This window comes from Levilactobacillus suantsaii (genome assembly GCF_004115745.1).
Taxonomy (GTDB): Bacteria; Bacillota; Bacilli; order Lactobacillales; family Lactobacillaceae; genus Levilactobacillus; species Levilactobacillus suantsaii.
In genome coordinates this window covers 63,746-77,985 of sequence record NZ_QXIL01000007.1, presented here as the reverse complement: position 1 = coordinate 77,985, position 14,240 = coordinate 63,746, and the positions used below count along the sequence as shown (strand labels likewise).

Genomic DNA, 14,240 nt, shown 5'->3' with positions numbered 1-14,240 from the left:
ACCAGCTTGGGGCCCATGTCTTTAACTCTCGCTGATGGGAGTTGCCTAGGGGACACCGCGGTCCCACCTAGCCACCTTTGTTCCACGTGAAGCATCCCCATCACCACCTTGAGTCCTTAGTTACGGGTATCGATACAGTAGGCTCGGATTGGCGAATCACTGACTTCGATTCGCAATAACTGCGCCCCATTGTCCCGCAAGACTTGGTCAATTTTTTGAAAAAGGTACTCGGTGACGTTTTCCACCGTGGGGTTCACCGTTTGAAATTCCGGTAAATCATTCAAGAACTGGCCAGAAAGTTCATCTAAGACTTGTGTAGGATCGTTTCGATATCGTAAAACGCCACCATTTTATCCGTGGTATGTAACTCACACACGATTTCCCAGGTATGTGTATGCTTCTCCCCCGATTCCGCGGCCCATCGAATCGCGTGGCTCGCGTTAACATAAGATTTTATTTTATAAGTTCGTTGACTCATCTCGTTCCCTCCCGCATGGCACTACTGCCATCTTAGTCGAAGTCTGGCCCCTTGACAACTGCATCCGCGCCACTTCCAGTTGCGCCGTGCGTCCCGTAGTTGTAAGCTTTGAATAGTTCTTACTCTAAATTGATTCGAGGAATTCACATGCGGCAACAATTTTACCATTTCAATACCCGAGCCCTAAAACTCATCTTTTACGGCTTTTTCATCCTCACCTTTGGCTTTGCCCTGACTTCACCTAACCTGATTTTGGGGGACAATGCCGTCACCAAAGTTGGGACTACAGGGGTGACGACCGGGGTGCTATTGCTGGCCTTAGCCATCGCACTTACCCTATACGTCTCTCCCCACGCGCGACGGCTAGGTTACAAGGTGTTCGTGACCAACCGGTGGGTAACCGCCAGCGGGTGTCTGGGCCTCGTGGTGCTCGGCCAAATCGGCTTAGTCTGGGCATTGCATTTCCCCAGCGGGGCTGATGTAGACGCCATTCACCAAGCCCTGCTCACTCCCAACGCCCCGAACACCGTGGGCTATTTTAGCGTCAACCCCAACAACCTCCCCCTCTTACTCATCCAACACTGGTTAGCCAGTCAGTTTCACACTACGTCCTGGCTCTTCTTCGATTCCTGGACGTTGCTTTTCGTCGACGTCTCAGCGACTTTGAACCTCTTGAGTTTGGCGGTCATCGACCGCACCAATGTCCCGTGGGGCTTGTATCTACACGCCCTGTGGCTCGCATTCTTTCCCGCCATCACCATTCCGTATACTGATACCTGGGTCTTACCCGCTGTGTCATTCTACATCCTCTGCTATTGCGTGCTAGCTTACTCGAACGCCCCTAAGCTACTTAAAGCTCTCGCCGCGCTTGGGTTCGGCATGGGGGTCAGTGCCGCCTTCTTCATCAAGCCCTCGGCCATTGTTCCGGCAATCGCCATTGTGCTCATTGAAGGCTTGACACTACTGAAGCCCCAACCCCACCACTGGCTCTGGCTGGGACTGTTGGCACTCCTCCTAACCGGTAGCACTGCCGGCAGCTACATAGTGGGGCACCACGTCGTCCAAACTCAAACCTACATCCGCGTCAATCAGGCTCGGGCTAAGCCCCTGGTCCACTTTATCAACATGGGCCTCTCGGGTCAGGGCGGGTACAACGCGAAGGACTCCTACAAAATGGTGACTACGTTGAATAAACAAGCCCGCATCAACTATTCCGTGACGACCATCAAGCGCCGATTACGACGTCTGGGCCTGACCGGTTACGTGGCCTTCCTCTGGCAAAAACAACAGCACAATACCAGCGACGGGTCGTTTGGCTGGGCCCAAGACCCCTTGCTGGCCCAACGGCGTCACTTTCCAACCTCGCCTAGTTGGTCCGGTCACCTCGAGAACTTCTTGTTCCTTTATGGCCGGAATTTGGGGGATCTCCGTTTTCTGACCCAAATCTGGTGGTGTCTCTGGTTAGGTCTCATCTTCTTTGCCTGGCACGATGACCGCAAAATCATCCAAGCACTCCGGTTGGCCTTCGTCGGTGGGTGCTTGTTCCTGTTGATTTTTGAAGGTGGGCGAAGCCGCTACCTGATTCAATTTTTACCCGTTTTGTTGCTTCTCGCGACCCTCAATAGTCCGGCTACGCATCAGCTACTTCACCGTCATTTGGCCTGGCTCCACGCCCCCACCGTTAATCACTCGGTGACTTAATTAGTTCAGTAGCTTTACTTACATTTCACTCACAAGCTATACTAAAATTAGTGATCGGCTAATGGCCGACCACGTTCGGAGGCATATTGCATGGGAATTTATAAACCCATTTTCATCTTAACTTTAACCATCAGTTTTGCATTACTGGGAGGTGGCCCGGCACAAGCAGCGACCACCACGACCTCTCGTAACGCGGCTCTGACACAACTACATCATCAAGCGGCGACCTCGGCATCACTATCGACGGTGATTTTACCGACTGGGCTGATAAACCAAAACACGCCATGACAATCAGCGGCGATGACGACAACGTGAAGTACGTCTCGTTGTTGACCGATAACCACTCCATCTACTACTACATATTGATGAGTCCTAAGCTGCAAGGCGGCTACACCAACTTTCAACCGAGCGGGTACGTCCTGACGGTTGGCGGCAAGACGTTCCACCTTTCCTTCAACAATCATCAAACCGTGACCCTTAACGTCGGTGAGAAACAGGCCGTCGCCATGAACCTTTACGGGAGCGACGGGTCGAACGTGAACTTGAGTCATCAAGCCTACGTCTCTCGTCAAATCATCCCCCAAAAGTTGGGTGACGGAACGGCCGTCAAGGGGAAAGGATACGTCCTCGAATGTGCCATTCCACTAGCGGATCTCCAAGGAATTTCCAGCACCAGTGGCCAAACCATCTCCCTGAAAAACCCGAATCTCTGGACCGGATCCTTAAAGGTTTCCGGCGGAAGTACCGGACCCATCGTCTTGGCTGGCATCGGCGCTTTAATCGCCGTGGGAAGCGTGTGGCAATTCTCGACTCGTCCGCAGAAACGAGGTCCCCGCCAATCATGAGCATTTATTTAATCCTGGGGTTCCTCATCTGGCTTTATCTTATCTCCGTTTTAAAACGTGCTCAGGTTCCCGCTTTCTATTTCATCGTGGGGTCCGCCGGGCTCTTTTTCATCCTGATAGCGTTGAGTGATCCTTATTGGGTCTGGTTCTTTACTCACGCCGTCATCAACGGGGTCCGCTGGGTGGGGACCGTGACCGGCATGTGTACCATCATGTCTCACTACGGCCTCGTCAGCATCAATAATCCGTTTAACCCGCTGACCATGACCATCGACTACGAGTGTTCCGGCATCATCGAGACCACCGCCTTCGTTAGCCTGGTCGCTTTCTTTCCGCTTTTTAACCACCACGAACGCGTCTTCTTTGGCTTGCTGGGCTTGTTGTGGATCTACCTGGCCAACGTACTACGCTTAGCCATTGTCATCGTGTTGGTCCACTTTTCGGGCGGGCAGATTTTCTTTTTCGCCCACGCCATCCTGGGCCGCCTTGTTTTCTACATTCTGGTCATTGTTCTGTACTACAACGTCTTCACCTACTCACAAATCTCACGAAATTTTTATGCGGCCTGCGTTGCGACCCTGCGTCGCTGGCAAGTTAACCTTCACTGGGGGCGAGAAAAGTCATGAGTTATTGGTTGAACCTGACGCTATTTAAAATGGGCTTTTGGTTGACCTGGGCGTTGATCCCCATCGTGGTCGAAATTATCCCCGCCATCATTTCTAGCTTACGTCTCCTACGCCACAATGCCCATCCGCGGCACCTGGAGTCGCCCGCTAAATGGCCTGTGATCTCCATCATCGTCCCGGTCTACAACTCCGCGGACACCCTCTTTGCCTGCCTCGACTCGATCGAACGGTCCACCTACCCTAAGGCCGCCATCCAGGTCATCGTGGCTGATAATCAGAGTACCGACAATAGCTTCGCTGTCTTTGCGGCGGCCCAAAACACTTTCCAGGACCTCCACTTATCCATCATCCACACACCGAAGGGAAAGGCGCGGGCCTTAAACAACGCCCTGTACGTGGCCATCGGAACCTACATCATCAATATCGACAGCGACGGTGTCCTTGAACCGCACGCCCTCACCAATATGATCCTGCAATTCGAAAACGACGACCACGTCGCCGCGTTGACCGGCACCATTTTGACCCAAAAAGACCGGCTGAAACAGCATGGGCACGTCTTGCAATATAACGAGTACTTTGAGTACGCTCAGGCCTTCCTTTCCGGTCGAGTCATGGAATCACACCATAACCAACTGTTCACCATGTCGGGAGACTTTTCCGCCTTTCGCAAGGAGGTCGTGCTCAATACCTTTCTTTACGATGCCGACACCATCGGGGAAGACACCGATATGACGTTTCAAATCAGAGACCGCCTCAACCAGCGCGTCGAGCTGTGTCCCGACGCCATCTTCTATATCGAACCAATCGCTAATTTGGGCCAACTCTATACCCAACGTCAGCGCTGGCAACGGGGGGAAATGGAGGTCGTTCAACAGTACACGCACCGTCTGAGCGTGCGCGACTTCTTCACAAACTTCATGGTCCGCCGGCTCTTGTTGGACCACACATTCCTTTTTCCCCGCATGATTTGGCTCTGCGCCAGCGTCGTGCTGCTCTTCTTTCGCTACTCCCCAATTATGATGGGCATGTCGTACGTTATCATCTACCTGCTCTATATCCTGGTGAGCCTCTTCAACTACCTCTGCGTCTTGCAATTACTGGTCGCCTTCCCGGAGGAGCGCCGCTTTTACCGCCGGCAATGGTGGGTCGCGACCACCCTGCCCGTGTATAGTCTGGTCTGTGCTTTCATTCGGCTAGTGGGCGTCCTCAACAGCATGACCACCACGGTCGGCTGGAACTCGACGCCATTTCGAGCCGAGTGGCGCCGCATCAAGACTGTCGTCGCCCACGATTGGCGCGCCGTGAGATTGCACCGCAAGTCGGCGCGTAAATGATTAACCGCAACCCAAAATGCCTAACCTGGAAGTTTAACCAGGTTAGGCGTTTTTAATTGTCTTTATTAATCCAACTCATACGGTGTGTAAACCGACTGGCCCCCGAAGACCAAGAAGCCAAAGTCCTCCGGCGTACTGCCGTCTTCATCCCCATCGGGATCGAAATTGACGGCGTAGGTCTTTTGCGGATTGAACAGTGCCAAACGGTACTGGGCTTTCCCGTGGTAGTGGACCTTCTTGGTCTTGAAACCACTCAACTTCTTGGCCAGATACAAGTAGCGTGTGTGGCCCTTGATGGTGGTCCGCTTGATTTTCACGGACGTCTTAGGCTTGGCCCGGTATTCCGTCTTACGACCAGCCGGATCGTTGTGGTGGACTTCCACGTACCCATCGGTGGTGATCACCACGCTCCGTTTGGCCAGTTTCCCCGCCGTGATGGGTTTGGTCGAGCTTCCCAAATACAGGTCCCCCGCACTCCCATTTTTCGGCATGTAGGCGGGGCGCTTAACCCGGGCAAAGGATTGGTAATGCTTAGTCGTTGCGGCATCTTGACCGGCCCATAAGCCCTTTTTGTACCCCGGTGCGAGGCGCTTGGTACTCAACCGATTCGTGACCACTTGCATGCTCTTCACCGTCTTGCCTCGTTGCCGTTGGCTGACTACCTGGCCAGCCACCACGGTCCCCTTCGGTAAGGTGATGGTCTTCTTTAGCGTCCCGGAAACGTACGCGTCAAACGGTGCCCGTACGCGAACCTTTTTGGTGGTGCGGTAATAGGTCATCTTGGGCGAAGTCTTGACCTGTTTGGCCAACGCCTTAGCGCTGAGCTTCTTGGCTGTAACCGGCGACCCCGTCGTTTGTCCTTGGTACGCATAGAACGACTGGCCCCCGACGCGGTAGTTGGCATAGACGCCATAACCGATGGTGGTCGTCTGCTTTTGCTTCTGCAGAGTCAACTGGTACCCCGCAGCCCCCTTTACCGTGGTGGGCGTATCTTTCAAACCCTTCAGGTGGTGCCGGTAGGCCATTGTGACCACGCCGTGTGCCTGACTAGTCCGCAAAATCTTCTGACTCACCGGTTTCCCTTGCGGTAAGTCCGTATCGTTCCTCTGACTGGTGCCCGTGTCGTAGTATTCGACGTACCCGTCACTCGTGGTCCGGAACAATTGCGTGCGTTTTTCCTGCGCCGACGTGCCCTTAAACAGATTAGCCGCGGTGAGATCCGCAAAGTCATCGTGCATCACGGTACTGTATGCCGGTTGGTCAACGGGCGTCGCCTTAAGCGTACGTACTGCGACATCTTTAAAGGTCTGTTTGTCGCCAATCCCCAGTTGGTGCCGCAGGTGATAGCTCAACGCCGTGGCGTTGATGGCCAAAGTTTCCCGGCCCTTGCTGACACTGGTGGTCCCTTGAATGACGGTCCCCTTCGCGTTTGATAGCCTTTGGAGTACCCCTTGACCATCGGCTTCGCGTATACGTACCCGTCATCACCGCCGTAGTCATCCCGAATATGTAAATAAGTTGCCGACTTGTTGCCATGTTTCATGGTGACCTTGGCGTCCGCCATCCAGGTCATCTTCTGGTGGGCGCTGTCGACCTGATTTAAAATCCACAACCGCTTGGTGTGGGTCTTGTCCCAAGTAAAGCGCGTCTGCTTATCATTTTTAAGGTGATAAGCTGTCCGGGCAATCTTCTGCGTCTTGGTGATGTGGTAGCTGGTCTTAGCCTGCGCCGTGGTGGTCATCAGGCCCACGCTGCCCCCGATAAACGCCACGGTGGTGGCTAACCTTCCCCATTTAATTAACATCTAAATAACCCCCTCCTCAAATCTGGTTACTAGTTAAGGATACCACTATTGTTGACTAATAATGGTATTATCGGGTAAATGTAACGGGGATAAGTTACGGCTAGATCAACGTTTATGCTTCTAATCTTAGCTATTAAGCCGATCAGCAGGCCGCACCTAATCCCGCCAAAAAAGCGTCCAACCATCACGGTTGAACGCTTACTTTATTGTTCAAAAATTCCATTCATCTCAAGTTACATAAACCGGTAGGCCGACGTCGGCAGACTGTACCGATGCGTCCCGGGCTTGAAGTGGGTCAACACCACGGGTTTTAAACTGCTAAGGTGTTGCGATTGGACCAAGATCCACTGCTTTTTCCCCCGTAACTTCATCTGGCGGAGTGAAAAACTACTTTCCTGGTAATTATTCCGCGGATCTTGGCGGTTCATTATCGTGTAATGCTGCCACTTGCCCTTGGTCGTGGTACGTTGGACCACGACATGCTTGAGATTAGCGATGCGGTGTCCATCCCGATACGAGCGGTAGTGATGCTTGGTCATCACCGTTTTGCGTAAACCATCCGTATTCCTGCCATAGTAGTGGTACCAGGTCCCACGTAGTTTCTTCGGGATTGTGGTCAACTGCTGAGTGCGCGTGGCTGCGTGGGCCGTGGGAGCACCCACGGGCAACAACAAGCCAACGCTATCAATCCTGCTTTAAGTTTCATCGCCAACTCCTCTTTTCGCTGTTACCGACCCGCTAAGCAACCCGGCTTTTCCCTTTTTATACTTCCAATTATACTGCATAACTGTAGTTTCTGCCGGACGACTTGTCCTATTTTCTAAGTTAGATATTACCCAGTTTATAAGAGATTGTTAGTTAGTGACAACAACTGGCGCTTCACTTTAGATTATACGACGTATAAACCGCCTGGCCCCCAAAGACCAAGACCCCATAAGCGTTTGGTTTAAGCCCTTCTGCATCCCCATCGAGATTAAACTGGACGGCGTAGGCCTTTTGCGGATTGAACAAAGCTACCCGATACTGAGTTTTCCCGTGGTAATGGACCTTCTGCGTCTTGAACCCGCTCAGCTTTTGGGCCAAATACAGATACCGAGTGTGGCCCTTGATGGTTGTCCGTTCAATCTTCACTGATGTCTTAGGCTTACCATATTGCGCATCCCATTCCACGTACCAATCGGTCGGCGTATTTTGCCGGATTTCCACATAACCATCGGTAGTGATTCTAGCACTGCGTTTGACGAGCTTTCGCGTGAGAATGGCTTAGGGCGAGCGCCCCACATACAGGTCCCCCGTACTGTTATTTTTGGGCATATAAGCCGGCCGCGCGACCCGGGCAAAGGACCAGTATTGCTTGACCTCTGCAGTATCTAGACTGGCCCATAACCCCGCGCGGTAACCGGGGGTCAGGCGCTTGGTGCTCAACCGATTCGTCGCCACCTCCATTATGGTGATTTTTTTGCCCTTTTGGTAGCGATAGTTCAAGTTGCCAGCAACAATCGTTCCTTTAGGTAACGTAATGGTCTTTGGTAACGTCCCGAAAGTGTACGCATTAAATGGGGCCTTTAGCCGTAGCGTTCTGGTCGTGCGATAGTAAGTCATCTTTGGCGCCGCCTGAACCCGCTTGGCTAATGCTTGCGGACTCATTTTTTTAGCCGTGATGGGCGGATCAGTTACCCCCCGGTATGTAAAGAACGGTTGATTACCGACTTGATAACGGGCATAACTGTCTTCATCGACCGTTTGAATCTGCCGTTGATTCTGGATAGTCAACTGATACCCTGCGGCCCCCGCGACCGTGGTGGGGGTATCGCGCAGCCCCTTGAGGTGGTCACGATAAGCAATCGTGATCCTCCCATGAGATTTACTGGCCCGTAAAATCTTTTGACTCACCGGTTCACCTTGAGGGAAATATAAATTCCAACGCTGATCGCTACCATTGTCGTAGTATTCCACGTAGCCGTCACTGGTCGTCCGCAGTAATTGGGGAAATTTTTTCGCAGCTGGGTCCCCCGCAAAGAGCTCCTCATCCGTGACTGCATTAACATCATCAGCGTGTTGCTCAGTGCTGTAACTCGGTTGGTCAATAACCGTAGCAGCCGTCTTAGCGAGCACGATTTTTTTGAAAGTTTGGGTATCTTTCAACCCAATCTGTTGCCGCAAGTGATAGCTTAGGCGCGCTTCATTGATATTCAGAAGCGCTTGACCGTGATTGGCACTGATGGTTCCCTGGACGATGGTCCCATTGGGCAACGTCACCGTTCCCCCACCCGATAAACCGACCCTAGTGGCTGCATTAAACCGGTAGTAACTCCGAAGCGAGGTATCCGTTTGGTAATTCTTGGGGTACCCTTTGACCATTGCCTTGGCATAAACATAACCGACCTCCCGATTCGAGTCACGAATATGGAGGTAGGTCGCCGAGTGATGCCCATGAGTCATGGTAACTTTGGCATCAACGAGCCAGCCCGTCCCGTATTGGTTCAAGATACACATCCGGTTGGTGTGGGTCTTGTCCCAAGTAAACCGTATCTGCTTACTATTTTTTAGCCGATAAGGTGTCCAATTGATACGCTGGGTCTTGGTAATCCGATAACTGGACTTAGCCTGTGCCGTGGTGGTCATTAAGCCCACACTACTCCCAATCAGGACCATCGTGGCCCACTTTCCCCATTTACTCAACATTGATGTAGCTCCCCTTAAATTTTAGTGATTAGTTAGCCCCGTAAATCCCCAAATAGTTTCTTTAGCTGACATAATTATCCCAACTACTTGTGGACATTAACTGTCAGTATGGTATAATTCTAGCTATGGCATTTCTTCATTCCAAAAATACGAGAGGTGCCTAGTATCTAGCCGCAGCGTTGCCACGTTGCGGTTTTTCTTTTGCCCTAAAGTTGCTAATCTAACGGTCGCTCGGAAATGTTCCACGTGAAACACTTGCCGCATTACCGATGAGCGTCGTTCGTAAAATGACTGACTTTCTTCGCGACCGTCGCATCCCGGAATCCCATCTTGCGATAACTCCCGTAGTCCGTCAGCTTCAACTTTTTTCCTTTTTTGTAAATGACGTAATCCCGGGAACCGGCTAGCACCAGACCGCGCTTGGCTACGTGCCCCTTCAACCGATAAACGTGAGCTTTCAGCTTTTTATAGGTTAACTTGCTGTGCCGTTGTTCTGGCATGTTGGAAACTTGCCAAGTGAAGGTCTTAGCTTTAAAGATCAAGTGCGCCGGAAACCCTTGCGCCGCGGTTTGATGCCGGTCTTGATACTTACCCCGAATCGCTTTGGGGACGCCGCGATGCCAGCTGGCGGCACTAGCCGTCGTTGAGACGATACCGCCTAGACTGATGGTGGTCAGGACCAGTGCCACGCCACGTTGCCAGTTTTTCATGTTGTGTCCTCCCTAGTTGTCGTACATTCCATTTTACTTGCCGAGCTCCCAGAAACCGGTCGGCAAGCTCATCGAAGTTTTTATAATTACGACCGCCAGTTGCGACTTTTATCCCGTTTCATCACCAGCAGCCGTTAGTATTCTTGTGGGCCGTGTCCTTAGCTAACGTCCAATTCGATTTAAGTACTGCTTGCCCTTATAAGTATACGAATAGTTGTGCGCTAACTTTTGTTTCGTCCAGACCTGAAAGCCGCCCATATTGTAGTAGATACCTAGGGTTCGCTTCCCGTGAACGCGCTTATGTGATAACCAAACGTTGCCGAGCGTTTGATAATCATATTTTGCCAAAGAATTTAAGTTATAGTTGGTCCCGCCGTAACCTTTATACCCCGATTCAGCTCCCTGCCCTTTCTTTAACCGTAAAACATGTAGTTTACGCCACCCGTGTTTATTGGCAGCGTATAATCGCTTGCCATTCATGCTAACCGCATGCTTCGTAATCTTCAAAGCTTGCCACCGGTGATGGCCAAAGTATTGATACCACGTTCCCCGCAGCTCCGTGGGGGTGGTCGCATGCCCCTGATACTTCGCACTAGCCGGTTGCGCGCCACTCAACCCTAGCCCCACACTGATTGCGCCAATTCCCAACATTAATCCCAGTCTAGCTTTTAGCATTTTCTAACTCATCCTTTCCCAATCTAGTTGGCTAATTTTAGAATACCACCGGGTAAGTCAGCAAGCTAGGGCTTTACAGAAATAATACATATGGTTATTAATTTACTAATATTGTGAAGTGCACAGCCCACAGAAAGTCGTCAAAAAACTAGCCGCTCCACCCACCTGTTTAAAATCGACCTAACTAAAAAACGTCCTTGAGTATCCAATTGCTCAAGGACGTTTGCTAGTGATGCTTAATCGTGACTGGTTCAGCCAACGACCCCGTTTGGTCGCTCGAAGCACCTTATTTATGATACGGACTCCCCTCGTTGATCATAAACGCACGATAAACTTGTTCCGTTAAAACTAACCGCATCAGCTGGTGGGGTAGGGTGAAGCGCCCAAACGAGATTTGCGTGTTAGCCCGCTTCAAGACTTCCGGCGCCAAGCCCAGCGACCCCCCAATCACGAAGGTTAAATCTGAGTGCCCGTACGTGGTCAAATCCTTGATTTCCCGCGCAAACTCCTCTGAGGAGCGTTCTTTCCCCAAAATTGCTAGGGCAAAGACATACTCGCGGTCCTTAATCTTTGCTAGGATCCGGTCACCTTCCGCTTGCATTACCTGGTCCATCTCCGCTTGCGAGAGACTCTCCGGCGCTTTCTCGTCTGGCACCTCAACAATGGAAAACTTACAGAACCGGGACAACCGTTTGGCGTACTCTGCGATTCCCTGCTTAAAATACTTTTCTTTTAACTTTCCGACCACGACAAACTTGATGTTCATAACGGCCTCCTCAATTAATTTATCCACAGGTGCATAACCAGTGGTTTTTAGTTTCTCCATAACAACCAATTCCCATTATACCCTGAACTCGTCGTCAGAACCAGATAGCGATTATCGCCGCTACGGCCCGTTTTCTAGATACCCCTGGGGGTAGAAACGTAGGCTTTAAGCTGTGGCTTCTCTCACTTATCGCAATGTTCCACATGAAACATTTATCAACAGGTTCCCGTCAGTTACCCACCACGGTAATTTCTGGCGACGTTTTCCAGTGACCTCTACCGCCCATATGATCAGCAGCCCGTTAGCCTACTTCCCTGTTCAATTCAGAAATAGTGTCTAACCCCGTCATACCGGCGTCTAAACATAATCTAATGCTAATAATCTGTGAACTTTTCCGTTAGACACCTTACTCAGATACCTGACAAAACGACGGGTCCTCTTAGAGTTTATTCACAAAGTTATCCACAAGTTGTCCACAACCGGTAAGCAGATATTGGGGGTCGTTTTGATCTTAGCCCCCACATCTATTTTTTGGCCAAATGTCAATCCTTTTTTACTTATCCACAGTTATCCACAAAAACGTTTGTTCGTTACGGCAATTAAAATCATTGTCATATCAACGTTTATGGCACCATTTTTCACAATCACTAAAAATTATCCCCATCTTTTTCGCCAACCTGTGGATAACTTTATAACCGCTACCATGCTTATTTATCCCCCGTTTTACTCCGGCCATTTTACTTTGTGAAAAAAGTTATCCACAGGTTATCCACAGACTTTTTTGCCACCTGAATTACGCTAGCGGTCCTCACTTTTTTCGTTCGGCATCTCTCACCCACTTACGGTTTTCCGACGTCCTTTCTCCGTTTCAACTTTCGGCTTTTCTATAACGCCCCCAATGACTCCCAAACACGCGTTCTTCGCTCTGTAATCGGCACACCACCCTCTGTGCTGGCTACTTTCAATAAATCCTAGTAAGCTTTACCACGTTTCTTCCCGGCCACCTTATAATCAGACATTTGGCCTCTCGAATTCATCAATCGTGTTTCGCCATGCGAACTGCATAGTTTAACCTTGCCCATCAAAAAAGGCCCGGGATTCACTCCCGGACCTTCAGCATCGACACCACTTGCTGTGGCCTCAACCTTTATCGTTGTGTTTAGCTTTCTGACGTAGAATTCGTGGTGCTCTTCAACTGTGAAGAGGTTTCCGTCAATTTGACATTCGTGGTCTTCTTCTTACCATTGTGGTAATAAGTCATCGAGACCGTATCGTTAATCTTGTACTTGTACAGGATATCCCGTAACGTGGACTGGCTGGTAATCTTGTGGCCACCCAATTCCGTGATGACATCGTACTTGGTCAAGCCAGCTTTCTTTGCTGGTGATCCGGACGACGCACTCATGACGACGACCCCTTCATTCACGCTAGATGGCAGCTTCAAAATGGACTTTTGTTGCGAACTCGAGACGTTGGTCAGATCCACGTAGGTAATCCCTAACGCAGGCCGCACAACCTTGCCCTTCTTGACTAATTGATTGATGATTTTGACCACTTCGTTCGACGGAATGGCAAAGCCCATCCCTTCGACGCTGGTCCCTTCGGTATCACTGGCAATCTTCGACGAGGTAATCCCGACGACTTGACCGCCGACGTTAATCAACGCCCCACCGGAGTTCCCGGGGTTGATCGCGGCATCGGTTTGGATAACCGTGGCGTTCCCTGTCTGGGTCCCCGCGGAGTTCGTGGTTTCAATCGTCCGCTTCTTAGCGGAGATGATCCCTTGCGTTAACGACGTCGCGTACTGACTGCCTAATGGTGACCCGATGGCCAAGGCAGTCTCGCCGACCTTGATCTTATCGGAATTGCCAAATGAAGCCACGGTCTTTAAGGCCGAGCCGTTGACCTTCAAAACGGCCAGGTCAGTCACGGAATCTTTCCCGACGACCTTGGCCTGGAGCTGCTTGCCGCTACTCGTCACGACCCGCAGTGCCGAAGATCCGGATACCACGTGATTGTTGGTGACGATGTAGGCGGTGTTGCCGCTCTTCTTATAAACGACCCCGGACCCTTCGGATGCTTCTTCCAAAGACGATTTCGAGCTAGATGAATTCGATGAACTCTGACCGAAGAGCTCCCCTAAGGTACTGTTACTACTTTCCTTTTGTAGGTTGATGACGGAGACCATCGCCCCCTTGACCTGATTGAAGGCCTTAGTGGCTTGGCTATTGACGTTGACCGTGACGTTCGACGTCTTGGTGTTCCCCGTCTTATTGGACCCGGCCGGCACCGCCGTCGAGTTCAACCCACTGTTATTGAAATAGGATACCCCACCGTAGGCGACCCCACCACCAAGTAATCCGGCAATGATTGCCGTCACGGCGACCTTCGTTAAGGTCAGTGGTTTCTTGGGGCGCGGCGTTTGCTCCGGCGTTGATCGCTGTTGATCCTCAAATTGATTTTGGGCATTATCATTTTGATTATTATTGTTATTATTATCAGCCATCGTCTCGCGCGTAAATGCGCTAACCCTCCTCATTATCGACTTGCCCCATGGGCAATTTAACTTAATATCCCCATTTTAGCGGGCGAGTGTGAATTTTCTGCGATAAAAAT

General features: G+C 51.0%; 14 protein-coding genes and 1 pseudogene. 5 read left to right on the top strand and 10 right to left on the bottom strand.

What is annotated here, in order from left to right; all coding sequences use genetic code 11:
* Nucleotides 1–116: 116 nt before the first annotated feature.
* Nucleotides 117–478, bottom strand: a pseudogene (locus DXH47_RS05375) (6-carboxytetrahydropterin synthase).
* Nucleotides 479–625: 147 nt separating this feature from the next.
* Between DXH47_RS05375 and DXH47_RS05370 the strand changes: the two are divergent.
* The 5 genes from DXH47_RS05370 to DXH47_RS05350 all read left to right on the top strand — a co-directional run bounded on the left by DXH47_RS05370 (nucleotide 626) and on the right by DXH47_RS05350 (nucleotide 4,984).
* Complete coding sequence (locus DXH47_RS05370; protein ID WP_129032289.1) at nucleotides 626–2,179, top strand: TIGR03766 family XrtG-associated glycosyltransferase; 1,554 nt, start codon at nucleotides 626–628, stop codon at nucleotides 2,177–2,179.
* A gap of 90 nt (nucleotides 2,180–2,269) precedes the next feature.
* A complete protein-coding gene (locus DXH47_RS05365) occupies nucleotides 2,270–2,467 on the top strand; it encodes a hypothetical protein (protein ID WP_129032287.1) in 198 nt (65 codons plus the stop codon).
* Nucleotides 2,464–3,024: a Firmicu-CTERM sorting domain-containing protein gene (locus tag DXH47_RS05360; RefSeq protein WP_129032285.1), complete on the top strand. Its 561-nt coding sequence runs from the start codon at nucleotides 2,464–2,466 to the stop codon at nucleotides 3,022–3,024. The genes DXH47_RS05365 and DXH47_RS05360 overlap by 4 nt, the downstream gene beginning before the upstream one ends.
* Nucleotides 3,021–3,650: an exosortase family protein XrtG gene (xrtG, locus tag DXH47_RS05355; protein WP_129032283.1), complete on the top strand. Its 630-nt coding sequence runs from the start codon at nucleotides 3,021–3,023 to the stop codon at nucleotides 3,648–3,650. Before DXH47_RS05360 ends, xrtG begins: the two co-directional genes overlap by 4 nt.
* A complete protein-coding gene (locus DXH47_RS05350) occupies nucleotides 3,647–4,984 on the top strand; it encodes a TIGR03111 family XrtG-associated glycosyltransferase (RefSeq protein ID WP_129032281.1) in 1,338 nt (445 codons plus the stop codon). The genes xrtG and DXH47_RS05350 overlap by 4 nt, the downstream gene beginning before the upstream one ends.
* 65 nt (nucleotides 4,985–5,049) lie before the next feature.
* On the opposite strand, the gene DXH47_RS05345 is transcribed toward DXH47_RS05350, so the two are convergent.
* The 9 genes from DXH47_RS05345 to DXH47_RS05305 all read right to left on the bottom strand — a co-directional run bounded on the left by DXH47_RS05345 (nucleotide 5,050) and on the right by DXH47_RS05305 (nucleotide 14,130).
* Nucleotides 5,050–6,357 (bottom strand): hypothetical protein, encoded by a 1,308-nt coding sequence (locus DXH47_RS05345; RefSeq protein WP_129032279.1) that lies wholly within the window; start codon nucleotides 6,355–6,357, stop codon nucleotides 5,050–5,052.
* Nucleotides 6,333–6,788: a hypothetical protein gene (locus DXH47_RS05340; RefSeq protein ID WP_129032277.1), complete on the bottom strand. Its 456-nt coding sequence runs from the start codon at nucleotides 6,786–6,788 to the stop codon at nucleotides 6,333–6,335. The genes DXH47_RS05345 and DXH47_RS05340 overlap by 25 nt, the downstream gene beginning before the upstream one ends.
* 233 nt (nucleotides 6,789–7,021) lie before the next feature.
* Nucleotides 7,022–7,462, bottom strand: a complete 441-nt coding sequence (locus tag DXH47_RS05335) for a hypothetical protein (protein ID WP_129032275.1) — start codon at nucleotides 7,460–7,462, stop codon at nucleotides 7,022–7,024.
* Nucleotides 7,463–7,667: 205 nt separating this feature from the next.
* Nucleotides 7,668–7,994, bottom strand: a complete 327-nt coding sequence (locus DXH47_RS05330; RefSeq protein ID WP_129032273.1) for a hypothetical protein — start codon at nucleotides 7,992–7,994, stop codon at nucleotides 7,668–7,670.
* A 57-nt stretch (nucleotides 7,995–8,051) separates the two neighbouring features.
* Nucleotides 8,052–9,473: a hypothetical protein gene (locus DXH47_RS05325; protein WP_129032271.1), complete on the bottom strand. Its 1,422-nt coding sequence runs from the start codon at nucleotides 9,471–9,473 to the stop codon at nucleotides 8,052–8,054.
* 263 nt (nucleotides 9,474–9,736) lie between these two features.
* Nucleotides 9,737–10,183, bottom strand: a complete 447-nt coding sequence (locus tag DXH47_RS05320; protein WP_129032269.1) for a hypothetical protein — start codon at nucleotides 10,181–10,183, stop codon at nucleotides 9,737–9,739.
* Between the two features lie 162 nt (nucleotides 10,184–10,345).
* On the bottom strand, nucleotides 10,346–10,858 hold the full coding sequence (locus tag DXH47_RS05315) for a hypothetical protein (RefSeq protein WP_129032267.1): 513 nt from the start codon (nucleotides 10,856–10,858) through the stop codon (nucleotides 10,346–10,348).
* A gap of 286 nt (nucleotides 10,859–11,144) precedes the next feature.
* Nucleotides 11,145–11,624, bottom strand: coding sequence for a 23S rRNA (pseudouridine(1915)-N(3))-methyltransferase RlmH (rlmH, locus tag DXH47_RS05310; protein WP_129032265.1), 480 nt, complete (start codon nucleotides 11,622–11,624; stop codon nucleotides 11,145–11,147).
* Nucleotides 11,625–12,783: 1,159 nt separating this feature from the next.
* Entirely contained in the window at nucleotides 12,784–14,130 is a 1,347-nt protein-coding gene (locus tag DXH47_RS05305) for a S1C family serine protease (RefSeq protein ID WP_129032263.1), read from the bottom strand.
* Nucleotides 14,131–14,240: the final 110 nt, after the last annotated feature.